24 protein-coding genes are annotated in these 24999 nt (G+C 70.1%); 6 read left to right on the top strand and 18 right to left on the bottom strand.

The genetic code is table 11. The features are described from left to right. Positions 1-268 precede the first annotated feature (268 nt). On the top strand, positions 269-1564 hold the full coding sequence (locus HGK34_RS06500) for a lipase family protein (protein WP_201845775.1): 1296 nt from the start codon (positions 269-271) through the stop codon (positions 1562-1564). A gap of 50 nt (positions 1565-1614) precedes the next feature. Here the strand turns inward: HGK34_RS06500 and dmpG are convergent, their stop codons facing one another. The 14 genes from dmpG to HGK34_RS06430 form a co-directional block, all read right to left on the bottom strand. Next, on the bottom strand, positions 1615-2631 hold the full coding sequence (gene dmpG / locus HGK34_RS06495; protein WP_201845774.1) for a 4-hydroxy-2-oxovalerate aldolase: 1017 nt from the start codon (positions 2629-2631) through the stop codon (positions 1615-1617). Further along, entirely contained in the window at positions 2628-3587 is a 960-nt protein-coding gene (locus HGK34_RS06490; protein WP_201845773.1) for an acetaldehyde dehydrogenase (acetylating), read from the bottom strand. Before HGK34_RS06490 ends, dmpG begins: the two co-directional genes overlap by 4 nt. A 2-nt stretch (positions 3588-3589) precedes the next feature. Next, positions 3590-4378, bottom strand: coding sequence for a 2-keto-4-pentenoate hydratase (locus HGK34_RS06485; protein ID WP_201845772.1), 789 nt, complete (start codon positions 4376-4378; stop codon positions 3590-3592). Positions 4379-4424: 46 nt separating this feature from the next. Next, positions 4425-5297: a VOC family protein gene (locus tag HGK34_RS06480; RefSeq protein ID WP_201845771.1), complete on the bottom strand. Its 873-nt coding sequence runs from the start codon at positions 5295-5297 to the stop codon at positions 4425-4427. Positions 5298-5302: 5 nt separating this feature from the next. Further along, positions 5303-6106: an alpha/beta fold hydrolase gene (locus HGK34_RS06475; protein WP_201845770.1), complete on the bottom strand. Its 804-nt coding sequence runs from the start codon at positions 6104-6106 to the stop codon at positions 5303-5305. Between the two features lie 141 nt (positions 6107-6247). Next, positions 6248-6865: a TetR/AcrR family transcriptional regulator gene (locus HGK34_RS06470; protein WP_201845769.1), complete on the bottom strand. Its 618-nt coding sequence runs from the start codon at positions 6863-6865 to the stop codon at positions 6248-6250. Positions 6866-6939: 74 nt separating this feature from the next. Next, positions 6940-8061 carry a sugar ABC transporter substrate-binding protein gene (locus HGK34_RS06465; protein WP_201845768.1) on the bottom strand — a complete coding sequence of 374 codons (1122 nt, stop codon included), beginning with the start codon at positions 8059-8061 and terminating at the stop codon, positions 6940-6942. A 94-nt stretch (positions 8062-8155) separates the two neighbouring features. After that, on the bottom strand, positions 8156-9238 hold the full coding sequence (locus tag HGK34_RS06460; protein ID WP_201845767.1) for an ABC transporter permease: 1083 nt from the start codon (positions 9236-9238) through the stop codon (positions 8156-8158). Next, positions 9235-10728, bottom strand: a complete 1494-nt coding sequence (locus HGK34_RS06455) for a sugar ABC transporter ATP-binding protein (RefSeq protein WP_201845766.1) — start codon at positions 10726-10728, stop codon at positions 9235-9237. The genes HGK34_RS06460 and HGK34_RS06455 overlap by 4 nt, the downstream gene beginning before the upstream one ends. Beyond that, positions 10725-13049 carry a hydantoinase B/oxoprolinase family protein gene (locus HGK34_RS06450; protein WP_201845765.1) on the bottom strand — a complete coding sequence of 775 codons (2325 nt, stop codon included), beginning with the start codon at positions 13047-13049 and terminating at the stop codon, positions 10725-10727. The genes HGK34_RS06455 and HGK34_RS06450 overlap by 4 nt, the downstream gene beginning before the upstream one ends. Positions 13050-13060: 11 nt before the next feature. Then, positions 13061-15163, bottom strand: coding sequence for a hydantoinase/oxoprolinase family protein (locus HGK34_RS06445; RefSeq protein ID WP_201845764.1), 2103 nt, complete (start codon positions 15161-15163; stop codon positions 13061-13063). 130 nt (positions 15164-15293) lie between these two features. Continuing rightward, positions 15294-16916 (bottom strand): FAD-dependent monooxygenase, encoded by a 1623-nt coding sequence (locus tag HGK34_RS06440; protein ID WP_201845763.1) that lies wholly within the window; start codon positions 16914-16916, stop codon positions 15294-15296. Continuing rightward, a complete protein-coding gene (locus tag HGK34_RS06435; RefSeq protein ID WP_201845762.1) occupies positions 16913-17698 on the bottom strand; it encodes an alpha/beta fold hydrolase in 786 nt (261 codons plus the stop codon). Before HGK34_RS06435 ends, HGK34_RS06440 begins: the two co-directional genes overlap by 4 nt. 130 nt (positions 17699-17828) lie before the next feature. Continuing rightward, positions 17829-18734, bottom strand: coding sequence for a LysR family transcriptional regulator (locus tag HGK34_RS06430; RefSeq protein ID WP_201845761.1), 906 nt, complete (start codon positions 18732-18734; stop codon positions 17829-17831). Between the two features lie 139 nt (positions 18735-18873). Here HGK34_RS06430 and HGK34_RS06425 point away from each other — a divergent pair, with 139 nt between their 5' ends. From HGK34_RS06425 to HGK34_RS06415, 3 genes are all read left to right on the top strand, one after another. After that, the gene (locus tag HGK34_RS06425; RefSeq protein WP_201845760.1) at positions 18874-19692 is read left to right on the top strand and encodes an inositol monophosphatase family protein; all 819 of its coding nucleotides are present in this window, start codon (positions 18874-18876) and stop codon (positions 19690-19692) included. Positions 19693-19733: 41 nt separating this feature from the next. Further along, the gene (locus HGK34_RS06420; protein WP_201845759.1) at positions 19734-20330 is read left to right on the top strand and encodes an NADPH-dependent F420 reductase; all 597 of its coding nucleotides are present in this window, start codon (positions 19734-19736) and stop codon (positions 20328-20330) included. Between the two features lie 258 nt (positions 20331-20588). Further along, complete coding sequence (locus HGK34_RS06415) at positions 20589-21608, top strand: SGNH/GDSL hydrolase family protein (RefSeq protein WP_201845758.1); 1020 nt, start codon at positions 20589-20591, stop codon at positions 21606-21608. Between the two features lie 114 nt (positions 21609-21722). Here the strand turns inward: HGK34_RS06415 and HGK34_RS06410 are convergent, their stop codons facing one another. Then, a complete protein-coding gene (locus HGK34_RS06410) occupies positions 21723-21977 on the bottom strand; it encodes a hypothetical protein (RefSeq protein ID WP_201845757.1) in 255 nt (84 codons plus the stop codon). Between HGK34_RS06410 and HGK34_RS23480 the strand changes: the two genes are divergently transcribed. Then, positions 21882-22352 carry an SDR family oxidoreductase gene (locus tag HGK34_RS23480; RefSeq protein ID WP_307815824.1) on the top strand — a complete coding sequence of 157 codons (471 nt, stop codon included), beginning with the start codon at positions 21882-21884 and terminating at the stop codon, positions 22350-22352. The two genes, HGK34_RS06410 and HGK34_RS23480, sit on opposite strands and share 96 nt — an antisense overlap. Positions 22353-23081: 729 nt before the next feature. Here HGK34_RS23480 and HGK34_RS06400 read toward each other — a convergent pair. Together HGK34_RS06400 and HGK34_RS06395 are read right to left on the bottom strand one after the other, a co-directional pair. Next, positions 23082-23426 (bottom strand): hypothetical protein, encoded by a 345-nt coding sequence (locus HGK34_RS06400; protein ID WP_201845755.1) that lies wholly within the window; start codon positions 23424-23426, stop codon positions 23082-23084. 138 nt (positions 23427-23564) lie between these two features. Next, entirely contained in the window at positions 23565-23963 is a 399-nt protein-coding gene (locus HGK34_RS06395; RefSeq protein ID WP_201845754.1) for a hypothetical protein, read from the bottom strand. 58 nt (positions 23964-24021) lie between these two features. On the opposite strand from HGK34_RS06395, the gene HGK34_RS06390 reads away from it, so the two are divergent. Next, positions 24022-24222, top strand: coding sequence for a hypothetical protein (locus tag HGK34_RS06390; protein ID WP_201845753.1), 201 nt, complete (start codon positions 24022-24024; stop codon positions 24220-24222). A 166-nt stretch (positions 24223-24388) separates the two neighbouring features. Here the strand turns inward: HGK34_RS06390 and HGK34_RS06385 are convergent. Next, positions 24389-24999 (bottom strand): transposase (locus HGK34_RS06385; RefSeq protein WP_201845752.1); only part of this gene is annotated, 611 nt, incomplete at its 5' end.

The raw sequence follows: 24999 nt of genomic DNA, 5'->3' as shown, positions 1-24999 counted from the left end.
GCCGGGTGAACGGCTCGAAGCGTTCCGCCGGTGCGGTGGACGCTTCGAGCCGTCCCGCGAGCGGCACCGGTGTCGTGGCCGGCCGGAGGCGCGGACGCTGCGCCGAGCGTCCCACCCCCGTGCGCCGCGTGGTCGCCCGGCCGGAGCCGGCGAGCAGCTCCAGCGATGGTGGGTCCGGCTTTCCGAGGCACAGCGGTGCCACGGACCTGCGGCTCCGTGTCCGTAGGTTCGTTCCGAACGCACCAGGACACCCGCGTGAGGAGCACCCATGACAACTCATCCGTACAGGAGAAGGACGGTTCGATCGGCGATCGGGGCGCTGGTCGCCGCCGCGCTGCTCGGCGCCGCGACCGCCGTTCCCGCCACCGCCGACCCCGCCGGCCCGGCAGCCGCGCCGTCGCAGGCCACCACCGAGACCGTTCCGCCTCCGCACGAGGACCCGTTCTACGACCTACCACCTCACCTGGACCGGAAGCGGGACGGCACGGTGCTGCGGTGGCGCGCCCTGCCGGCCGACGCGCTCGCAGTTCCGGCGCCCGCTCGGGTGTGGCAGCTGCTGTACAAGACCCGCGACAACGCGGGGCACGCCACGGCCACGGCCGGCACTCTTCTGGTGCCGGTGGGCCGCCCCGCGGGCGGTGCCTCCACCCGGCCGCTCGTGTCCTACCAGACCCCCGAGGACGGCCTGTCCACCTCCTGCGCGCCGTCCTACCTGCTCCGTGCGGGTGCCACGGGTCCGGCCGGCACCTTGGCCCAGGCCCGGTTCGACGGGGAGCAGGTCGCAGCGGCCGTACGGCGCGGCTGGGCGGTCATGGTCCCGGACTACGAAGGGCCCGCCTCGGAGTTCCTCGGCGCCGGCGCCGCCGCACACGGGGTCCTCGACGGGATTCGCGCCGCCCGCTCGTTCAGGAACGCCCACGTGGGCCGCCGTGCACCCGTCACCATGTGGGGCTACTCCGGCGGTGGCTTCGCCACGGCCGCCGCGGCGCAGCTGCAGCGCCGGTACGCCCCCGAGCTGAGGATCAGCGGCGTCGCCGTCGGAGGAGTACCTGCCGACCTGAACGCGGTCCTGCGGTCCGTCAGCGGTCAGCCCTACTCCGGCTGGATCCCGTTCGGGCTCGCCGCGCTGCGCAACACCTACCCGGACGCCGACATCGACCAGTACCTGAACGCGTCCGCGCGGGCCTATGCCGACGACGTCGCGCACGACTGCGCGGGCGAGGCCGTCATCTCCGGGCCGGCCTTCGCGGACCTCGACCAGTTCGAGGCCCGGCCGGGTTCGCTCACCAGGGGGGCGTTCCACGAGTTCGCCCACGACGTCAGCCCCGTCGGGATCGGCGGCACCCCCACCGCCCCCGTGTACATGTACCACGGCACGGCCGACGAGCTCCTCCCCATCTCGGGGGCGCGGGAGCTGGCGGCGCAGTACCGCTCACGCGGCGCCGACGTCGTGCTGACCGAGCACGAGGGGCAGAACCACGGGAGCGAACAGGAGTACGGCGTCGCCGGCGCGGTCGCCTTCCTGGAGCAGCAGCTCGTCCTGCCCGGCAGGACGGCTGATTGAACACGAGTGCACCCCTGGCCTGGCCGGCCGCGCGGACGGGGCAGGGAGACTCACCCCGGCGCGCGGGCGGCCAGCCGGTCGAGGACGATGTCCATGATCATGTCCTCCTGACCACCGACGAGCTTGCGGCGACCCACTTCCGTGAGGATCTCCCGGGCGTCGACGCCGTGGTCGGCCGCGGCACGCTCGGCGTGACGCAGGAAGCTGGAGTAGACGCCCGTGTAGCCGAGGGTGAGGGTCTCGCGGTCCACGCGGACCGGACGGTCCATGAGCGGGCGCACGAGGTCGTCGGCGGCGTCCTGCAGAGCGAACAGGTCGGCGTCGTGCTGCCAGCCGTACCTGTTGGCGACGGCGACGAACGGCTCGATCGGGCAGTTCCCCGCACCCGCGCCGAGACCGGCGAGCGAGGCGTCGACCCGTACGGCGCCTTCCTCGACGGCGACCACGCTGTTCGCGACCGAGAGGCTGAGGTTCTCGTGCGCGTGGATGCCCACCTCGGTGGCCGGGTCGAGGACGTCCCGGTAGGCGCGGATCCGTTCGGCGACACCGCGCGGGGTGAGATGGCCGCCGGAGTCGGTGACGTAGACACAGTGCGCGCCGTAGGACTCCATGAGCCTCGCCTGGTCGGCGAGGTCGGCCGGTTCGGCCATGTGGCTCATCATCAGGAATCCGGACACGTCCATGCCGAGCTCGCGGGCGGTCGCGATGTGCTGCGCCGACACGTCGGCCTCGGTGCAGTGCGTGGCGACGCGGACGCTGCGGACGCCGAGCTCATGGGCGTGCTCGAGCTCCTTGATGGTGCCGATGCCGGGCAGGACGAGCGTGGTCAGGCGTGCGTTGCGGAGGGTCTCGGCCGCGGCGGAGATCCATTCCCAGTTCGTGTGGCTGCCCGGACCGTAGGTGAGCGAGCCTCCGGCGAGGCCGTCACCGTGCGCGATCTCGATCGCGTCGACGCCTGCGGCGTCCAGTGCCGCGACGATCCGGCGCACGTCGTCGGGTTCGATGCGGTGACGCAGGGCGTGCATCCCGTCGCGCAGGGTGACGTCCTGGAGGAAGACTCTGGTCATCGGGCGGGCTCCTGATCCGTGGTGTGCGCGGCCACACGTTCGGCCACGCGCTCGGCCACCCGCAAGGCGGCCGAGGTCATGATGTCGAGGTTGCCCGCGTAGGCGGGCAGGTAGTGCGCGGCGCCCTCGACCTCGAGGAACACCGAGACCTGGTGCGTCGCCCGCGGCGAACCGGCCGGGGTCAGGGTGTGGACCGGTTCGTCCGCGGCCAGGGCCCGGAACTGGACGTCCTGCTTGAGCCGGTATCCGGGCACGTATGCGGAGACCTGGTCCACCATCTCGGCGACGGAGGCCCGGATGCGCTCGTGGTCCGCGTCCCCGATCAGGGCGAGCACGGTGTCCCGCATCACGCGCGGGGGCTCGGCCGGGTTGAGGACGATGATCGCCTTGCCGCGCCCGGCGCCGCCGACCTGCTCGATCGCGGACGCGGTGGTCTCGGTGAACTCGTCGATGTTCGCTCGCGTCCCGGGGCCCGCGGACCGGGAGGCGATGGACGCGACGATCTCCGCGTACGACACCGGGGTGACCCGGCTGATCGCGGCAACGATCGGGATCGTGGCCTGTCCCCCGCACGTGACCATGTTGATGTTCGGGGCGTCGAGCTGCGCGCCGAGGTTGACCGGGGGCACCACGTAGGGACCGATCGCGGCCGGGGTGAGGTCGATGATGCGCTTGCCGAAGGGCGCGAGCTTGGCGGCGTTCGCGACGTGCGCCGCGGCGGACGTCGCGTCGAACACGATCTCGATGTCGTCGAAGCCGTCCGTCCCGATGAGCCCGTCGACGCCGTCGGAGATGCTGACGACCCCGAGGCGCGCGGCGCGCGCGAGGCCGTCCGAGGCCGGGTCGATACCGACCAGTGCCGCCAGTTCGAGGGAGTCGGACAGGCGGAGGATCTTGAACATCAGATCCGTGCCGATGTTGCCCGACCCGATGACGGCGACCTTTGTCCTGCTCATGCTCACTCCTTGCCGAACTCGACCGCGACCGGGCCGAGTGATGTGATGTCCGCGCGGACAGTGGTCCCCGGCACGACCGCGACCATGGGGCCGAGCGCGCCGGACAGGACGACCTCACCCGCGCGGAGCGGGTCGCCCTGGCGTTGAGCGGTCCGCGCGAGCCAGAGCAACGCCGCCAGCGGATCCCCCAGGCAGTCCTCCCCGGACCCGGTCGAGACCACTCGGCCGTCGACCGACAGCGACATCCGGACGTCGCGAGGTTCGAGCTCGTCGAGCGTCCGCCGGACGCCACCGAGCACGAAGAGGGCCGACGAGCCGTTGTCGGCGACCGTGTCGACGATCCCGATGTCCCAGTCCTCGATCCGGCTGTCGACGATCTCCAGCGCGGCGACGGCGTGCTCGACGGCGTCCCGGACCTTGGCCGGGTCGAGCTCGCCGGTCAGGTCCTGACCGAGCCGGAACGCGACCTCGGCCTCGATCCTGGGCTGGAGCAGTGTCCCTGCCGGCACCACCGCACCGTCCCGGACCTGCATGTCCGCGAAGAGCACACCCAGGTCGGGCTGATCGACCCCGAGCTGAGCCTGTACGGCGGGCGACGTCAGGCCCACCTTGCGCCCGACGACGTGCCCGCCACGAGCGACCCGGCGCCGCGTGAGCTCGGCCTGCACGGCATACGCCGCATCGACGTCGCCCGCGCCGATCTCCTCGCGGAGCGGCGGGATCGCGACCCGTGCGGCCGCGGCGCCCTCCAGCCGGCCGGCGAAGCGGCCCGGGCCGGCGTGCCCGCTCATGCGGCCACCGGTCCCGAGCGGGGTGCCGCACCGGGACGCGCGGCGTTCACGCTTCCGCCGGGGTCGCGAAGGGGTTCGCGTCGGCGTGGTGGTGCCCCCACACGTCGGCCACACCGAAGTCGTGCGGGGTCCGGTCACCGTCCACCTCGATGCCTCCGAAGCCGATCTCGAGGTGGAATCCGCTCGGGTTGCGGAGATAGAAGGAGATGGCCTTGTCGTTCATGTGCCGGCCGAGCGAGATGGAGATCGGGGCATCGTTGCGCTGAGCCCGGTCCAGTGCCCGTCCGACGTCGTCGAGCGATCCGTGCTCGATCTCGAGGTGGTGGATGCTCACCTGGTCGGCGTGCGCCAGCGCCAGGCTGTGATGCGTCGCGTTGCAGCGGAGGAAGTACAGGCCCGGGGCCCGGTAGTCGGTCAGCTTGAACTCGAGGACGGACTCGTACAGCTCCCGCAGCTCGCCGAGCCGGGGACTGGCGAGCACGAAGTGTCCCAGCCCGGTGACCCCGGGAGTCGCCTCCGGAGGACGGCTGGGGCTGCGGCCCAGCTTCGCCTCGCCGAGCACGAGTTCGACGCGGTAGCCGACCGGGTCCGAGAACCACCTGAGCGCGGTCGCGCCACGCAGCCTCGCCTCGGCGGTCGTGCCGTCGCTGACGGCGTGGCCGGCATCTTCGAGTCGCCCGCTGAGCCTGTCGAGCTCCCGCTCGTCGTCCACGACCCAGCCGATGTGGCGTGGCGCGTCGTCGGTGGACGGGTAGAGCGCGAGCCGGTAGGTGAACTCGTCCAGCTCGAGCAGAGTGACTTCCTGGTCGTCGTACTTCTCCACGCGCGCCTTGACCCCGAGCGTCCGGTCGAAGAGATCGACCCACGCGTCGACGTCGCTCACGTTGAGGCCCACGTGGCCCAGTCGGCGGATTCCCATGCTGGCTACTTCCCTGACGAGTTGGTGGAGGTGTCCGTGATGAACTCGCGGACGATGCGGTTGAAGTCGGCGGCCCGCTCGTACTGCACCCAGTGCCGGCAGTTCGGCAGGACCCGGAGTTCGGCGTCGGGAATGCCGTGCAGGATCGCCGGGGCCCAGGTGAGGGGAACCGTCTGGTCCTCGCGGCCCCACAGGAGCAGGGTCCGTGCCCGGATCTTGTGCAGGTCCGGGGTCAGGTCACCGAAGTTCGGCGGGATCGGCAGCTCGGGGTGGGTCGCGGCGCTGGCCTCGAAGCGTTCGTCGATCAGGGCCTCGGTCGCCAGGCTCTGGTCGTGGACCATGAGCCGGACGAAGTCCGCCATCGCCGAGCGGGACGGTTCGGGCAGCGCCATGTAGTCGAAGAGGTGCTCGAGACCGACCGGCCACGGCGGCGCGTCGGCGGGAAGCACCCCTCCCGGCGCCATGAGGACGAGCCTGCCGACCCGTTCGGGATGCACGACGGCGAGCCGCATCGCGACCGCGCCCCCGTAGGAGTTGCCGACCAGATGAGCGCGCTCGACGCCCAGTGCGGTCATCGCCTCCGCGATGACGCCGGCCGCATGGAAGATCAGCGGCTCGTCGGTGTGACGGGGCGAGGCGCCCCAGCCGGGCAGGTCGACGACGACGTTCCGGAAGCCGGAGAACGCGGGCAGGTTCGGCCCGAAATTACTCATTCCCGTGGCCCCCGGGCCGGAGCCGTGCAGCCACACGACCGCGTCGCCCTCGCCCGTGTCGGTGTACCCGAGGCGGGTGCCGGTCAGGTCAAGCATCGACATCATCATCTCCGCTCTGTATGTAACGCTCACTACACTACTGATCGACGGGGTGGAAGTCAACGACCGCACAGGTCCTTGCCCGTGAATCCCTTGCCGCGAACTCTCGGACGCGCCAGGCCGGCAGCGGCGCGGGGTCTACGAGTGCAGGCCCCGCCGCTCGGCCGCCAGGCCGCGGACCAGCGCGACGAACGGCGGAACGTGCGCCACGTACGTCCCGCCGTCGAACGTGGTGCTGACCGACAGCCCGTCCGTCATGGCGCGACCCAGGACCGCCAGCTGGTCGAGGAACGCCTCGTCCTCGGGTGAGGTGATGGGGGCGAACAACGGGGTCAGCGCGTCGATCCACGACTGGTGCGCGTAGTCCCGGATCCTGCGCACCAGAACGCGGATCGCGTCCTCGCCGGCGTGGGACCCGATGCTGACCGCCAGCAGCAGCCGCAGGTACTCCGGCCGCTCGTCGAGCGACCGGCACGCCGCGGTGTACCAGAGCTCGAACCGCTCGATCGGCTCTCGGTCGTCGAACGAGGACGGGCTCGGGAACGTGGCGTGCAGGTCCTCGAACGTCTGCTCCAGGAGCGCCGTCAGGATGCCCAGCTTGTTGCCGAAGTGGTAGTAGATCGAGCTGGCCGGCAGTCCCGACAGCGCCGAGAGATCAGAGATGACCATGCCGTCGTAGCCGCGGTCCGAGATCAGCGTCCGGGCCGCCTTGAGGATGACGTCCCGGCTGGATGCGGTGATGCTTGAGCTCGACACCCGGCCATCATAGGTCCGCACCCCACCGTCCCCGCCGGACATTCGGGCGGAGCGGCGTCGGGGCAGCGGTGCCGTCATCGGTTCCAGAGTTCCCGGAACCGGTCGGCGACGTCGGGGTAGCCCGCGAACCCGTGTGCCGGGTCGAACGTCACGTCCTCCGGACGCAGGAACTGGTGCACGAGCGCCTCACCGTCGGCCACGTTCTCCTGCAGGTCCTGGCCGTTCACCAGGCGTGCCGCCGTGTCCACGGCCGTCCACGCCAGGGTGTTCAGGTCGGCACCGAGTTCGACCGTCGACTGCCCGTCCTTGAGGTACTGGAGGTTGGTCGGCAGCGGGTTCGCCCCCACGATCTCGATGTCGTCCATCCCGGCCACCTTCAGCTTGGCGGGAAGGCCGGTCGCGACGGCCGAGGACTGGAAGACGACGGCGTCGGTCTCCGGATGTGACTGGAGATCACTGACGATGCGCTCGGGCGCCTTGTTCCCCACCTCGGCGATCGGGATCTGCACGACACGCACGGTGCAGTCGGGGCAGAGCTCGGCGAGCTCGCTCTCGAAGCCCTCCTGCACGGCCTCCGCGTAGGCGATCTCGCTGTGCTCGTAGAGGACGGCATCGACGGACTCGTCGTGGCCCGCCACCAGCCAGGCTGCCTGGAGACGGCCCTGACGCTCGAACGCGGCCACCCCGTTGGGCTGGACGAGACCGGCATCCGGATCGGCGACCGTGCCGAGGGAGACGATCGGGATACCGGCGTCGATCAGCTGTTCGCGCTGGTTGTCCCACAGGACGGGGTCGATGGCGGTGTTGATGACCGCGTCGGGCTGCTGCTGCACCACCGTGCTGAACGCGCTCTGCACCCCGCTCGCCGAGGTTCCGGCACGCACCGCGTACAGCTCGATGCCCAGTTCTTCCGCCGCCGGCTGCATGAGCTGGTACATCAGGGCGACGAGCGCGTTGCCGTTGTCGACGTAGGCGATCCGGGTCCCCGCGGGGACGGGCGCGTCGAGGGGCTCGGTGACGGGGAACTCCCCCGGCTGACCGAGATAGGGGTCGATCAGCTCCTGAGCGGCGCTCTGCGACTCGTCGGAGTTCGCCGTGGCGGCGCTCCCGTCGGCGCTGCTGCACCCGGCGAGGAGGGCCAGCGAGGCCAGCCCGGTGATCAGTCTCGGGCCAGGACGGCCCATCGGTGTTCTCATCGGTTCGGTTTCCTTTTCTGGGTTGAACCGCCCGGGATGCACCCGGGCGGAAGGTTGGCCTCGACGGCCCGGACGAGCCGTCAGGCAGAGGCCGTCAGGCAGAGGCCGTCGTCCGCGAGGCCGTCGTCGGCGAGGGCTTCGCCGGTGAGGACGTCGTCGACTCCGAGGGGGTGCCCGGCTTGTCCTTGCGGACCCGCCGGGCGGAGGCCTGGCGCCTGTTCGCGGCCACTGCCACGAGGAGCGCGACGCCGTTGAAGAGCTCGGGGATCCACACCGGTGCGCCGGAGAGCTGGAGCCCCTTGACGCCGATCGCGAGCACGTAGACCGCGACCACCGTGCCGAGCACGTTGAAGCGCCCGTTGCGGAACTGGGTGGAGCCGAGGAAGGCGGCCGCGAACGCGGGCAGCAGATACCCCGGGCCGACCGTCGGGTCGCCCGTCGCCAGCGAGGAGCTCAGGAGGATGCCCGCGGTGGCTGCCAGCACCCCGCAGCACACGAGGGTGAGGATGACGACACGGTCGGTGCGGACACCGGCAAGGCGGGCGGCCTCCGGGTTTCCGCCGGTGGCGTAGACGGCCCGGCCTGCGTGGGTCCTGTCGATGACGTACCAGACGGCCACCGCGATACCGACCATGAAGTAGACGGACAGCGGGATCTGGAAGACCTGGTGGTTCGCGATCGCCTGGAAGCCGTCGCCCAGGTCGAGGATCTGAGCGTCCTTGGAGATCCAGGAGATGCCCGCGAGCAGGATGGAGCTGCTTCCCAGCGTGGTGATGAAGGAGCTGATCCTCGCGCGGGTGATCAGCAGCCCGTTGAGGAGTCCGACCCCCGCACCCACCGCGAGGGTCACGACGAGGGACACCCCCAGTCCCGCGCCCTGGACGGACAGCAGCCAGGCCACCAGGATCGCGCCCAGGCCGAGCTGGGCACCGATCGAGAGATCGATCAGTCCGGCGGCCAGCGGGACGGTGAGCGCGACGGCCAGGACGGCGGTGATCGCCTGGTCGTTGAGGATGATGCGCACCGTGTCGATGGTCGGGAACGTCTCCGGCGCCGTGACGGAGAACAGCACCACCATGGCGGCGAGGATGTACAAGGCGCTGATGTTGCGGAATGCCAGGGCGCCGGCAAGACGTCGCCGGATCGCGTGCCCCTTCTCGTTGGCTGCCGTGCTCATGATGGGACGCTCGCATTCAGGATCGCTGCTTCGGTGAGTCGGGTGCCGGCCAGCTCGTCGACCAGCTCGCCCTCGCTGAGGACGAGCACGCGATCGCACAGCTCGGCGAGCTCCTTGGCCTCCGAGGAGGCGACCAGCACCGCGGTGCCTTCGTCGGCCGAGCCGGCGACCAGCCGGTGGATCAGGGACTTGGCCCCGATGTCCACGCCTTGTGTGGGTTCCTCCAGCAACAGCAGGCCGGGCCGGGTGCGCAGCCACTTGGCGATGACCACCTTCTGCTGGTTTCCGCCGCTGAAGCGGGAAAGCTCCATGCGCGGCCGGTCGGGTACCACGCCGCACGTGGTGAACCAGTGCCGCGCCTCGCGGTCCTCGTCCCGCGAGCGCACCCGCGCCCAGGGCTTCTCGATCCGCGGGATGCGCACCGCCGCCAGGTTCTCGGAGGCCGTCATGGACATGACGGCTCCGTGCTTGTGGCGATCTCCGGGAACGTATGCGGCCCCGTGCCTGATCGCCGCCCGGAGGTCACCCGGGCGCAGCGTCCGGCCCGCGAGCTCGATCGAGCCACGCCCGTAGGCCCGGCCGCCGAAGATCGCGGCGCACAACTCGTCCCGGCCCGACCCGAGGATGCCTGCGACACCCACGATCTCGCCGGCCCGGACCTCGAGGCTGACGTTGCGGATCGTGTCACCCTCCAGGTCCGACACGCGCAGGACGACGTCGCCGGGTACCGGCGCCCTGCGGTCGAGGCCTTCCACCGCCTCGCCGGCAACGAGCTCGACGAGTCCGGCGTAGTCCGTGTCCGAGCAGGGCACCTCACCGACGACCCTGCCGTTGCGCAGCGCGACCACGGTGTCGGCCATGCCGAGCACCTCGTCGAGGCGATGCGAGATGAAGAGGATCCCCGCCCCGCGCTCGGCGACCGCGCGCACCACCGCCATCAGCCGGTCGACCTCGGCGCCGTGCAGCGAGGCCGTGGGCTCGTCCAGGACCACGACGACGTCCTGCTGCTCGTCCCAGCCCTTCAGCGCCCGGGCGATGGCCACGATGGTCCGCTCGGCGGGCGACAGCTCCTCGACCGGCCGGTCGACGTCGAAGTCGACGCCGAACCGCCTGATGAGCTCGTCGGCCTCCCGCCGCTCGTCGGCCCCGCGCAGGCGGCCGAGCACGCCGAGTCCCCGCGCCGTCCCCAGGGACAGGTTCTCCACCGTGGAGAGGGTGCCGACGAGTCCCAGGTCCTGGTGGATGAACCGCAGGTCGGTCGTCGCGCCGTCCCGGGTGCGGGTCTCGATCACACCGCCGTCGGGTGCGTGGAAGCCTGCCAGTAGCTTGACCAGCGTCGACTTGCCGGACCCGTTGTGTCCCACCACGGCGAGCACCTCGCCGGCACCCACCGTCAGGCTCACGTGGTCCAGGGCGGTCGTGGGGCCGAACGACTTGGTCAGCTCGCGCACCCGGACCAGGGTGCGGCGCGGGCTCCGGTCCCGGCTCACGACCGTCCCCCGTAGACGTCCTCGGGGAGCGGGTGGTCCACCGGGACGACCCGCGAGTAGACGGCTGTCGCGCAGCCCGGGCAGCAGAGCTGGCGGAAGACGACCTCCGCGTCGACGTAGACCGACGGGTCGTGCCAGATGTGCGGCCCCGCGGCCGACGGTTCGGCGTCGGTGCGGATCAGCTCGATCACGAAGTCGGAGTTGTGGGCGGGACCGATGAGCGTGCCGCAGTGCGTGCAGGCCACCGTCTCGGATCCGTCGACGTCGACGATCGCCAGGTTGTCGTCGAGCCGGTGCGCCCGCTCCAGCACCGGCTCGGTGACCGCGAGGGGCGCCTGGGCCGGGCCGCCCGCCCGTCCCGCGCGGCGCCCCCGGAGGCTGAGCCGCAGGGCGGCGGTGGCGGACACGTCGACCGCTCCGCCATCGTCGATCACGACGCCGTAGAGATCGCGTGCGGCCTGCGTCGAGACGCGGGACTGCAGCACGTCGTCGCGGACGCTCCCGGCTTCCCGCAGGAGGGGGTCGCCGTATCCGCCGCCCGCCTGCCAGTGCAGGAACAGGGCATCCCTCACCCCCAGCACGGACTCCCCCTCGCACGGGAGGACCTCCGCCCGTCCGCCCACCTCGTCCAGGTCGGCCGGGACGGTCGTGGCGCCCTTCAGCTGGGGCAGCTCGATGTCCCGTACGACCATGTCGAGCTGGGAGTTGCCCGGGTAGCCGCCCGCGAGCCCGACGTTCTGGTTGGCGACCTTTCCCGTCCCGGACACGACCAGCGACATCGGTGCGTCCTGCTGGGGATGCTGGACGTAGCACACCGAGCCGCTCATGCCGCCGCGTTGCCGCCCCGGACCTCCGGAGTCGGTCTGCTCACGGCGCCACAGGGCGACGAGGGGGTACAGGTACTCGGTCATCTCGACGTCGGGTGCCTTGGCCGTCGGGATGATCAGACGGCCGCCCGTGTCGACGCCGTCATGGTTCACCTGCGCGCCGTAACCACCGGCCATGACATCGAAGATGGGGCTGACGAAGCCCTTGCGGCCGCCGTCGCGGGCATCGACGCCCGAGACCACGCACAGGTCGGTCGTGCCGTTGCAGATGGACTGGACGTCGCGGCGGTGCTGCGGTTCGGAGTCGAGCAGCTTGGCGAGGACCTCGGCGACCAGGTTCCCCACACCCCAGGCGGGGCCGAACGGCCCCTTGCCGACGGCGGCCGGGAACGAGGCGTTGGTGATCGTGTGTTCCTCGGTGACGATGTCGAAGCAGCGCAGCAGGCCGCCCGCGGCCCACGGGATGTCCCCGGCGAGCAGGGGCAGCATCGTGAAGACGATCCCGGCGCGCAGTCCCGGATAGGGGCAGTTGATGATGCCCGTCTGCTCGGCGGTCCCGGTGAAGTCGAAGGTGAGCCTGTCACCCGCCTTGGTCATCGCCACCTTGATCCGGTGCAGGTCGCGGTCCCCGGTACCGGACTGCTCCTGGTAGCCGATCGCGGTCCACGTACCGTCCCGAAGCCCGTCGAGCTTGGTCCTGAGCCGGGTCTCCGCGTCCTGCAGCATCCGGCGCATCACCGACTTCACGGTGTCGGCGCCGTACCTGTCGACAAGCCGGAGAAGCTGGTCGGCAGCGTTCTTGTTCGCGGCGATCTTGGCCCGCAGGTCGAGACCGACCATGTGGGGCAGGCGGGAGCGCCGGGTCCACATGTCGGCGACGTCCTGCTGCAGGACCCCGCCGCGGACCACCTTGACCGGCGGGGTCGGGGCGGCCTCGGCGAAGACGTCCTGGGCCGACGGGCTGAACGATCCCGGCCGGAGGCCACCGAGGTCGATCTGGTGCGCGATGGCCGTGGTCCACCCGAAGAGCTTTCCGTCGTGGAAGACGGGGGCGAGGATCGCCGCGTCGTTCTGGTGCAGCCCGCCGCCGATCCAGGGGTCGTTGCAGAGGAACATGTCGCCCTCCTCGATCCCCGGATTGGTGGCGCGGTGCTGCAGCGTCCAGGTGACGGCGAGGTCCATGGAACCGATGAGCCCGATGTTGAAGGTGCCGACCTGGACCTGCTCGCCCAGTTCGTCGCAGATCGAGAAGTTGAAGTCGTTGGACTCGGTGACGACGTGCGACCCGGACATCCGTCGCAGGGTCTCGCCCATCTCCTGCGTGATGGCCGACAGCCGGTGACGGACCACCTCGTAGGTCAGGGCATCGACGTCGCCCACGCGGTCCTCGGGCACGGAGTGCAGGGGCAACGTGTCCGGGATCCTGCCGAGCAGCTCGTCGCGAGGCATCGGGCGGCTGGTGAAGTGCTCCGAGCCGGGGATCGTGTTTCTCATCTGAGGGGTCCTCACTGGTAGGTCACGACGAGGTTGCCGAGGTGGTCGACCCGCCCGGCCGACCCTGCGGGTATGACCACCACCGTGGTCGGGACGTCGACGATCGCGGGGCCCACGAGCACGTGGCCGGAACGCAGGCGGGAGTACTCGTAGACGGGTGTCGCCTCGAACCCCCGCCGGGAGTCGAGGCACACGGGCCGCTCCTCCAGGAGTGCCGCGGACGGGTCTGCCGAGCGGGCTTCCTCGACCTCGGGGAGCAGGACCGGGAAGCCGAGGCTCGCCTTGGCGCGCACGCGGTAGGTGATGGCCTGGACACCGGCCTCGCGATAGCCGGCCCCGGAGCCGTTGATGCGCTCGTAGTGCTCCTCGAAGGTGCGCACGACGGCCTCGCCGCTGTGCTCGTCGAGCGGCCCCTCCGGCACCGGCGTGGTGAGTTCGGACACCTGCATGGAGTAGCGCAGGTCGATCTCGCGCTGGAGGGTGACGTCCTTGAACACCACGCCCTGCCTTCCCAGGGCGCGCTCCACGTCGGCCTCCAGCTGCTCGAAATAGCCCTGCAGCGTGGTGTGGTCGATGGGGAACGACGACGGGTCGGAGAACTCGGCGCTGATGACGACGTCGGACGCCGCCAGGCCGTAGGCCGAGAACGCCGAGGCGACCGGGCCGAGCGGGACGACGACCTCGGACACGCCCAGGTCCCTGCAGTAGCCGACGCAGTGCGCCGGCCCGGCTCCACCGAAGGCGTAGGCCACGAAGTCGCGCGGATCGAACCCTGCCTGCACCACCGAGCGCCGGAGCAGGTCGCCCGCCTGGGCGTTCTGGACCTCATGGATGGCGATGGCGGCTTCTTCCACGCTGAGCCCGAGGGGCTCGGCCACATAGGTGCGGATCGCCTCCTCGGCGAGGTCCTTGCGCAGCGGCTTCCGTCCGCCGAGGAGGCCGCGCTCGCTCAGGATCCCGAGCACCAGATTCGCGTCGGTGTTGGTCGGGCGGAGACCTCCGTTGCCGTAGCACGCCGGACCGGGCACCGCTTCCGCGCTCTGCGGCCCGAGCCGGAGGTTGCCGCCCTCGTCCACCGACGCCAGGGCGCCGCCCCCGGAACCGATCGTGTGCACCTGGATCGTGGGGGCGTTGATCGGGAACTGGTTCACGATCGAGCCCGGGGCCATCACGGGCTCCCCGTCGACGATGAGGCCGGCCAGGAAGGTGGTCCCGCCGACGTCGGTGGTGATGACGTTGCGGTGGCCGAGCTGCCCGGCCATCCGCAGCCCGCCGATGACGCCGCCCGACAGGACCGAGCCGACGGTGGTGATCGCGTGCTCCGGCGCCCTGTCTGCGGTGATGGTCCCGCCCTCGCTCTGCATCACGAGGAGCGGGCCGGTCAGTCCGGAGTCCTCGAGCTGCTTCTGCAACGGCTCCAGGTAGGTCCGCAGCCGGGGCCCGACCTGGGCGTTCATGATCGTGGTGGAGGTCCGGGCAAACTCGCGGATACGCGGGCTGACGTCGGAGGAGAGTGTCACGTACATGCCGGGGTCGACCTCGTGGATCAGCTCGCGGACCCGGCGTTCGTGCGCAGGGTTCTTGAACGACCACAGCAGGCACACCGCGATCGCCTCGACGCCCTGCTCCACCAGGGTCCGGGCGACGCGGCGCACCTCCTCCTCGTCGAGCGGCACGAGGACCTGACCCGCGTAGTCCATGCGTTCGGTGACCTCGAGGGCGCGATACTTCGGGACGAGCGGCCGCGGCTTCCGCTGGCGAAGGGTGTCCTGGATCTCGTGCGCCGAGCGGCCCAGGGTCCTTCCCTCGGCGTTCATGATGTAGATCGAGTCGCGGTGGCCCTTGGTGGCGATCAGGGCGACATCCGCCACATCGCCCTGAACCAGTGCGTTGATCGACGCGGTGGTGCCGTGCGCGATGTAGTCGGTCTGCGACAGCATCTCGCGGACGCTGATACCGAGCTCGGCGGAGAGGTCCTCGATCACCTGCATGACCCCGGCCTCCCGGTGCGGAGGGGTGGTCTGGGTCTTGGCGGAGATGATGCGCCCGGTGCCGTCCGACGCGACCCCGTCGGTGAAGGTGCCACCGACATCGATGCCCAGTGCGTATGCCATCTGAATTCGTTCTCCTGGTTCCGTCTTGCCTGGTTCCGTCTTTGGAAGGGCGATGAGTTGGACGGGCTGTGAGTTGGACGGGCTGTGAGTTGGACGGGCTGTGAGTTGGGCGGGCTGTGAGTTGGGCGGGCTACGAGCGCCCGACGGCCGCACGCAGCACGGCCCCGGGTTCGACAGCCGGTTCGTCCCGCGAGCCGCCCAGCCAGGCGACGTGCTGGTCCGGGCGGACGAGCAGCAGCGGAGCGCGATACCGCTCGGGCCGCTCGGGCCGGACGTCGACGACGTCGAGGGGGACCGACAGCCTCTCCGCGGCCACCGCCCATGCCGCCGCGTCCGCGCTGGCGTCGGTGCGGACGAGGGTGAAGCCCGGCCCGACCACGTCGAGGATCGATCGCCCGTCGGGAAGCCACGAGTGCGGGAGCCGGAAGCCCGCCCGCGCCTCGTCGGGGTAGCTGCCCATGTCCATGAGCGGCTGCGGCGACCCCCCGACGACCAGGGGCGACCCCGCGTAGTGGTAGCCGAAGCTGAACCCGTCCGGCGAGTACCGGTGTGCCTCGGTCGCGGCCAGCCGCCGGGCGAGATCCTCCCGGGCCCGGACTCCGGCCGGCCCGTCGAGGTGGATGGCGGCCGGTGCGCCGGCGAGGGAAGCCCTCGCGGTCGCGCCCACCGCGGCCGCGAACTGTTCGCCCACGGGCTTGCGCTCGGTCTCGTAGGCGTCCAGCAGGCTCGGCGGCGCCCACCCCTGGTGGACGGCGGACAGCATCCAGGCGAGGGTCGCCGCGTCCTGGATACCGGCGTTCATCCCGAAGCCGCCGGCCGGGATCCAGATGTGGGCCGCGTCGCCGGCCAGGAACACCCGCCCCTTCCGGTAGTGCCGGGCGACGAGCTGCCGCCCGGTCCACCGGACGGTCCCCAGCGCCTCGTGGTCGACGACGCCGCCCACGGCTTCGTCGAGCAGCCGTGCCGGGTCCTCGCGCTCGGTGTCCTGGTCGACGTCGAAGGCGACGTGGTTGAGCCACAGCTCGCCGCCGTCGATGGCGATGAGGGCCGCGGGACGACGTCCGTAGGTCCAGTAGGTCCACGCCCGGTCCTTGGCGGCGATCCGCCCCAGCTCGGGTGACCGCACAAGGGTGGAGACGAACTTCTTGATCGCCTCGACGCCCTCGTACCTGATTCCCAGCGCGCTGCGCACCGTGCTGTGCGCGCCGTCGCACCCGACGGCGTAGTCGCAGGTCACCGTCCACCTATGGCCGTCGGCCCCGAGGACCGCCTCGACCCGGTCGTCGTGCTGGCGGAGTTCGAGGAGTCTGGTCCCGCGCCGGAGGGTCACTCCGGGCGTGTCCAGCGCGTGCTGCTCGAGGACGGGTTCCAGGAAGAGCTGCGAGATCCGGTGCTGCGGCTCCGGTGTCGGCCAGTCCCGTGCCCCGACGCCTGCCTCGACCTCCGCCGACGAGGGAAGGTCGAGGCGGTAGATCTCCTCCCCCAGCATCGTCGTGCGGTACTGGACCGAGGTGGGGTAGTCCCCCGGCAGTCCTGTTCGCCGGACCTCCCGGGCGATGCCCAGGCGCCGGAAGATCTCCATGGATCGTGCCGACGTCGTGTTGCAGCGCGGGTTGGCGGACCGCTCCTCGGTCGCCTCGACCACCAGGCAGTCGACGCCTCGCTGCCCGAGGTCCATGGCCAGCGTCAGGCCGGCCGGGCCGGCCCCGATGACGAGTACGCTGACGTGCTCTGTTCCGCCTGTCGTCGTCATGTGCTCAGGAACTCCTCGACCTCGATACGGAACTGCTGCGGGCGGTCCACGTGGATCCAGTGGCCGGCACCTGCGACCACCTTGAGCCGGCCGTTCGGCAGGCCGTGCACCAGCCGCTCGGACACCTCGACCGGCGAGACCCGGTCCAGCTCGCCGTGCAGGGCCAGGACTGGTGTGGTGGTCGCGGTGACGTCGATCGGCCGCTCACCGTCCTGACCGGGGGCGAACATGGCGCGGAAGGCCTGCTCCGCGCCCGGCGCCAGGGCCTGGCGCCACCGGAGCTCGGCGAGCTCGTCGAGCAGCCGGGGGTGCTCCCGCTCGTCCGCGACCAGGCGCGCCAGCGTGCGGCGCATCGACGCACGTGTCGGTTCGTCGTAGAACGGGACCGTGTGCGGCTGCGGGCCGGTCCCGGCGCCACCCATGAGCACCGCGCGGCCGATGCGCCCGGGTGCGAGCTCCATGAGTGCCAGCGCTGCGGCGCCGCCCGCCGCCGAGTTGCCGACGAGGTGGACACGATCCAGGCCCTGTTCGTCGATCAGCTCGAGGAGCTGGTGAGCACGCGCTCGGCTCCAGGCGCGCGGACCGCGCGGAAGGCCGTCGTGCGGGATCCGCGCGCCGAAGCCGAGCAGGTCGGGAGCAACACAGGTGAACCGGTCCGTCAGCGGGCCCCACACGTTCCGCCAGTTGCTCAGCGCGTCGACACCCGGCCCACCGCCGTGCAACAGCAGCAGGGGCGCCGCGGACACCGAACCCACCATCGAGTCGGCATGTTCTGACTTCATCGTCGCTTGTCCTCTTCGACATCACAGAATCACTCTGTGTGGAGCGTTCACTACAGAGTACACGATCGAGTGACTCGTGTCACCGCAAGGGACAGCGGCTCCGCCGGGCGGAGCACCCGGACAGCGCCGGCTACGACGCTCCGCACATGGCCAGCGCGGTTCGCGCCAGCCCGCGCAACCAGGCGTGGGCGTGGTCGGTGTCGTAGCGCTGGTGCCACGAAAGGTATATCGGCGCCGACGGCAGTTCGAGCGGGAGCGGGAGCACGACCAGGCCGAGGTCGGCGGCCGCCGAGCGCGTGGTGACTTCGGGAACGCTGATCAGGAGATCGGAGTCGCGCGCGAACTCCAGCGCGGTCGCTTCCGTGGGCGCGCTCGCCACCACGCGGCGGGTGAGGCCGAGCCGCGCAAGGGCGTCGTCGAGGGCGTTGCTGAGGTTTCCGCGTCGCGAGACCGCAACGTGCTCGGCGGCGGCGTACTGCTCTGCGGTGACGGTCCCGGCGCGGGTGAGGGGGTGCCCCTGCCTCACGACGACGACGAGCCGCACCTCGCCCACGCCCTCGGCGTGGATGTCCGGCGCGCTCGGACGGTTGGCGTTCGCCTCCAGGTCGACCTCACCGCGCCGCAGCTCGGGGGTGTCGATGCTCGACTCCGCGACGAAGCGCAGCCGCACGCCCGGCGCCTGTCCGCGCACGGCGGCGAGCAGTGCAGGTCCGCTCAGGGCAACCAGGGAGTCGTGCCAGCGGAGCGTGAAGGTGCGCTCCAACCGCGCCAGATCGAGTTCACGGCTCGGCGCCAGCACCCCCTGGACCTGGTGCAGCAGCTCGTGCACCTGTTCCCGGACAGCGATCGCATACGGCGTCGGGGTCATCGTGCGGCCGGTGCGCACCAAGATCTGATCCCCGGTCGTGCGCCGGATCCGGCCCAGACTCCGGCTCATCGCGGGGGCGGTGACATGCAGGCGCGCGGCCGCCCCGGCCACGCTCCCCTCCTCCAGCAGCGCGTCGAGCGCGGCGAGCAGGTTCAGATCCAATTGCATCTGAGTAATCCTAGCCGTGCCTGACATGCACTTGCAGTTAACGGTGGGGCTGCATACCTTCGACACGGACGCGCCGGAAGCAGAGCGCAGCTCGTTCCCCGACCGGCCTCATCACCCTTCCTCACACGGGAGCACCACCATGTCCGAAACGCTTCAGACCACTGATCTCGGCGCCTCCGACGCCGACCTGCTCGCCCAGACCTCGACCGCCGTGCGTATCGCCGGTTCGGTGCTGCGCGAGCGCTTCGGCGAGGTGGTCCGCCACCGGACCCGCGAAGAGCTGACGCGCGCGCTCGCCGCCAACGACGACACCGCCCTCGACATCCTGCGCCCTCGCCTCACCCACCTGCGCCCGGACGCCGGCTGGGTGGAGGACGAACTGGACGGCGGGGCATTGCCCCCCGGCGAGTGGTGGGTCGTGGATCCGGCCGAAGGCAACGTCAACCACCTGCACGCCCTGCCGGAGTGGGCGGTGACCGCCACCCTCGTACGCGAGAACCAGCCGGTGCTCACCGCGGTCCACCTGCCGTTGACCGGCGAGACCTGTACGGCGCTCACCGGCGCGGGCGCCCACCTCGACGGCAGGCCGCTGCACGTGTCCTGGACCACGGATCTCGGCCTGAGCATCGTGGCCACCAGCCAGGCCCGGCCGGACGAGGACGAGAAGGTCGTGCGTCGCGTCGGCTCCTCGATCACCGCGATGCTCTTCGACGCGCTCGTCGTCCGCACCTCCGTGCCCGCGACCCTGCACCTGCTGAACGTGGCCGCCGGCCGGATCGACGCCTTCTGGCAGTTCGCCGGCGCCCGAGCGGACCTGCTGCCCGGAGCGCTGCTCGTCACCGAGGCCGGCGGACAGATCTCCGACGCCGGGGGCCGTCCCTGGACCCCGCGGAGCGAGAGCTTCCTGGCCGCCGCGCCCGGCGTCCACGCCGAGGCCGTCACCACGCTCTCGCGTTGACCGCACACCGCAACCTGCACACACGGAAGGACCAGCTCCTCATGACCACGATCGCAGTTCTCGGATCCGGCCGCGTCGGCGGCAACCTGGCCACGGCCCTCACCCGGGCAGGGCACACCGTGACCGCCACGGACCGGGCGCCGGGGGCGGCCGCCGACGCTGCCCGGACAGCCCAGATCGTCATCAACGCCACCCCGGGCGCCGGCTCGCTGGACCGGCTCGGCGCCCTGCGCGAGGAACTGCGCGACAAGATCCTCCTCGACGTCGCCAACGCCACCGTCGACGGACCCGACGGACTGCCCGGCGACCTGATCTTTCCCGGCGCGAGCCTCGCCGAGAAACTCCAGGAAGCGCTCCCCGAAACGCGCGTCGTCAAGACGCTCAACACCATGCTCTTCCCGGTGATGACCGCGCCGGCCACGCTCACCCAGGCGCCCGACGCCTTCCTCTCCGGCGATGACCCTCAGGCCAAGCAGACAGTCCGTGAACTGCTCATCGACCTCGGCTGGCGCACGGAGTGGATCACCGACCTCGGCGGGATCCAGACCGCGCGCGCCACCGAGGCCGCAGTGCTGTTCGTACCCCACGTGATTAGGTCCAGCGGATTCGCGCCCTTCGCGATCTCGCTCGCCCGGTGATCCGTCGACACGCCACCGATCGCCGACGCCGTGGTGTGGCTCTGCTCGGACCAGTCCACCTTCGTCACCGGACTCCAGATCTGGAGTCGCGTCCCGTCCGCGGAGCCCGGCCAAGAACCGGGGGGCACGAGGAACACTACAGACAGAACTTTTGGTGAACTATTTGTCGGATATTGCGCGCTTCTGGTGGTACGCCCTATAAAGAGAGGCGATCGAGTCACGTTCGGAGTGACTGGACGAACCCTCAGGGAGCTGCCCATGAAGCGACACCTGTTGCGGCTCGTCGCCGCCGTGGCGGCGACGAGCCTTGCCACGATTGCCCTGGTGACGACACCCACCCTCCCGTCGTACGCCTCCGGCGAGTCCTATGTCGCCCTGGGCGACTCGTATTCCTCCGGCACCGGCACGAGGAGCTACATCGACGACGGCACCGAGTGCCTGCGCTCGGCCTACGCCTACGCCAGCCTCACCGCGGCGGCCAAGGGCTACAGCCTCAACTTCCGGGCCTGCTCAGGAGCGGTCGTCGCCGACGTGCGGAACAACCAGCTCGGCGCGCTGAGCTCGAGCACGAGGTACGTGACCGTCTCGGTGGGTGGCAACGACGCCGGGTTCGCCGACGTGCTCACCGAGTGCGCCCTGCCGGCGTGGGCCAGCGACTGCGCCGGCGCGGTCGCCGCGGGGCGCTCGTTCATCTCGAACACCCTCCCGGGCCGGCTCGACACCCTCTACGCCGCCATCAGGACGCGGGCGCCGCACGCGAAGGTGGTCGTCGTCGGCTACCCGAAGATCTTCATGGGCGAGGACTGCAATCTGTTGACCTTCTTCAGCCCGTCGGACGAGGCCGCCCTCAACGACGCCGTCACGCTCATCAACTCGGTCACCTCGACGGCGGCCTCCGCGAAGGGCTTCAGCTTCGTCAATCCGATCAGCCGGTTCACCGGCCACGCCGTGTGCGACCCGACCGAGTGGATCAACGGCTTCTCCAGCCCCCTCCAGGAGTCCTACCACCCCAACCGCGCCGGTCACGCCAACGGCTACACCCCGCTGGTCAGCGGCGTACTGACCGGTGCGAGCGTCACGGCGACCGGCGCCGTGGTCGCCCAGGCGGAGAACGGGGCCGCGGCGCAGGCGAAACGTCAGCGGAAGTACGCCGCCATCGACCGCAAGATCACGCCGAAGCTGTTCCAGCCGCCGACCAAGGCACGCCTGGAGGAACTGGCGAAGAAGAAGGGCATCGACTTCGACGCGTGGTGGGCCACGGCGCGGCCACAAGCTTGAGCCACCGGCACCGAGGTGCGGTTCGGCCGAGTCGGGCCGGGACCCCGGCCGGGGTTCGGCCCGGCCGGGATTCGCCGAAACCCGGGCACCGGCGCTGATACGTCGGCTACCGCCTCACCAAGGTCCGTGTTCGACGCAGTCGCGGCAGCGCCCGGCGACCACGAGGCGCCGTCCGCCGTCGTCCTTGATCGTGAACGACTCGCCGTTGCCGAGCCGCTGCCACACGTCAGTTGCGTCGAGGACTCCCCAGCGTGAGTAGTCGGTGTCGTCCTTGTGGCTGCACCCACCGAAGTGAGCGAGACCCTGCGGCGAGACGAGGACGGAATCCGGGACCGCCCCGTCACGTTGCTGGCGTTGCCGCTCTGCCAAGCCGTGCTCACACATCGAACTGTCGAAGCCACACCTTTCGCACCACGTCATGGTGTCATCGTGCCACCAGTCACCAACATCGAGGCCCGGGAAAACGGGTGTGGGCCTCAGCTCGGGCCGACAGCCCGACCCGGTCCGGGTCGCGGCGACAGGGTCATGGCCGCGCGGGTCGCCGCGCACCCCATCGGTCGGATCAGGCGACCCGAAGAGATCGCGGACGCCGTCGTGTGGTTGTGCTCGGAGCGGTCGAGCTTCGTCACCGGCAGCGTCATCCCCGTGGACGGCGACTATGCTGCGCACCGACCGGCCTGTTTGGCGTGGTCACGTGCGAGATTGGTCTTCTCTCAACCCGAAGCGGCAGAGCGCGCCTACTGATGTTGGCCTTGTTACGTGCAATGGAAAGATTCGGTGAGCAAGCCGTGGGGACGTGATGCCCGGTACGACCTCGATCCTTCACGGCCCCGCGCGAATCGCGCGCTGACCTGCACAGACGCTAAGATCAGCGTGCACCATGATGGTGCTGCCCGGCCTCGGCTGACCACCGCCGCACCAAACGGGTGCTCCGCTCCGGAGCGTCGCCGCAGGTCACGAACGGCGCGTGGGCGCTACGTGAAGGATTGGGGGCGAGATGGTGAATCGCATTTGCGGTGACGACGTGACTGCAGCAACGGACTCCCTGCTCGAATTGACCTACCGCGAAACAAGCATTGCGTGGCTCGAGGATTTCCTGTTGCGCCAGGCGAGGGAGCATCCTGATGAGAATGTTCGCGGACTCGCAGTCACGTGCATTGGGCATTCTGCGCGAATCAACAAGACAGTCACAAGCGGCTCGGTGTACCGTTCCTTACGCCAGTTCTTGATGGACCCGCGCTTGTCCACTCGTGCCTTGAATGCGATAAGCGACATCGACGTCTTCACAGGAAGCCATTGGTCATCCGTACCGTGGATCATGCTCCAACTCTCGGCAATGCATACTCGATTGCGAGCAGGGGATCTTAGGTTTTGGCTGAGCTGACCCACCAGGGTTTCGAACAGTGAGTCCGCCGTTTTCAAGCCTCGCGCACTTCGAAGAAGCAGGCATATTTGATCGCACTCAAGGCGCTCTCAGCGACCCTCGACCAAGTCGATCTCAGTCCTGTAGTTCTCCTCAAGATCCTCGACCAGCTCCACACCACCTCGGGCCGGAACGGCCCCGCTCCACCAGGTCTCAGACGCACCTGGAACTCGCACTCCCGGTTTCAAGATCCTCCGAAACCGCTCGTCAACCACAACGATACTGCGGCGCGCTTCTTCAGCACCGAGAAGTTCGTCGGCCTCGCCGTCGAAGGCGAGCTCAAGCAGGTCACGTACTTGCAGGTCGTTGTCGTACTCATAGACGCCGAAGCTATAACCCTCAGCGCACTCGTCGACGAATTCCGACCACGACATTAGGGCGTCAGCGAACTCCACGACTCGTAGCCATCCTTCTTGAGTCGCACGGCCACGGAACCACTCATGGAATGGTGATACGCCCACCTGCCAACACCGCCTTCTGCACCTCGCCTGCCCAGTACGTAGCGGGATTGTCCGGCCTGAAGAAGATCTTCATCACACCATTCCCTGTCTTCGATCCAAAGTAGCCGTTGGTCGGGTCAAAGCGCAGCACCTGTCCGTTGCTCGAACCACTTCCTTGACAGACTGCCCGGCACAGCCACACATCAGATTCTGCGCTGCCGACAGACGCACCGAACCATCGATCCGGTACTCCACCGTCGTGGTGAACTCCCGGCCCGCCAGACCGGTCAGCACATCCAGACCGTCCGGCAACACGACCGTCGACGACGTCGGCCGCAACGCCTCGTCGTACGCGTCCACCCGCGTGGTGTACTCCAGCCCGTCATGCACCGTCGTGGACGACGACGGCAGACCCACCACCGGGTTGCCGTCCGCGCCCGGTGTGACGTCATACTCCCACCGGGAACGCACCTGACCCGCACCATCAGCCACCTGCGTGGAGAGCAGGCAGCCCTTTGCCCCTGCATTCCATTCGTGGAATACTGGTCGGGTGCTGATCGACTGGACCCCGGAGTTCGACCGCTGGCACTCCGATGTGGAGGACAAGGCGGCGGCCGGTGACGAACAGGCCAGGATCACCGAGCAACTGATCGATGCCGAACTGACGATCCTCAACCGGCTCACGGGTATACCCGGGGAGGAATCCCCCGCACTCAAGCAGGTGCGCCAATCGAACAGGTACCAGCCCTGATCCTTCGCGTGGTGTGTGGCCCGGCCTGAGCGGTTCGGCTGAGTTGGCCGTTGGTCTCGTTTGGGCGCGTTTCGCGTGCGCGTGTCGCTGCGTGCGCCGGTTCCGGCCGGTGGTGGTGCTGCGCCGTTCCTCGGGGCGGCGTGTGGTGGGACGTCGTTGTCGCGGGTCAGGTGGTCAGTGCGGTCAGCCGCTGCCAGGCGGTGGTGATCGTGTGGGTGTGGGGGTGGTCGCGGTCGAACCGTAGGAATCGTTGGCGCGCGTGGTGTGCGAGACGGGCTGGGAGCCGGTAGACGAGTTCGCGCATCGTGACCGGTTCGGCCTTGGAGAGTAGGTCGTGGTCGGCGAAAGCCAGGAGGCGGGTCCAGGCGTCGAGGCTGGCGGCGGTGCCGGCGAGCAGGGTCCAGGCGGTGTTGACCTGCCAGGAGGCCGACGGGAGGTGTCCGAGGCCGGTCTGTTTGGCGATGCGGACGCGGTCCTCGACGACCGCGTGCTGCCGGTGGAGCACGTCGATCCACTGGGCGTGGTGAGTGCCGGGGATACCGCGCATGCGCTGGATGTTCGTCGCCGTGATCCCGTAGCGCCAGCCGGTGCGCTTCTCCAGGTCGGTGAGCTTCCCGGCGGCTTGGTCGCGGGCGGTGATCGGGACACGGCGGACGATCAGCCGCAGATCGCCTGGCCAGCCCTCACGTCCGGGCAGGCCGGTGATCTCGGCGACGTGCCCGTAGTCCATCTCTTCGCCGTCGAGGCCGGCGACGGTAGCGGGCTCGCCGTTCTGGC

Origin of the sequence: Myceligenerans indicum, from assembly GCF_016742955.1 — a bacterium.
GTDB classification, from domain to species: Bacteria; Actinomycetota; Actinomycetes; order Actinomycetales; family Cellulomonadaceae; genus Myceligenerans; species Myceligenerans indicum.
The sequence above is the reverse complement of the archived record's forward strand: the minus strand, read 5'-3'. Positions and strand labels throughout refer to the sequence as shown.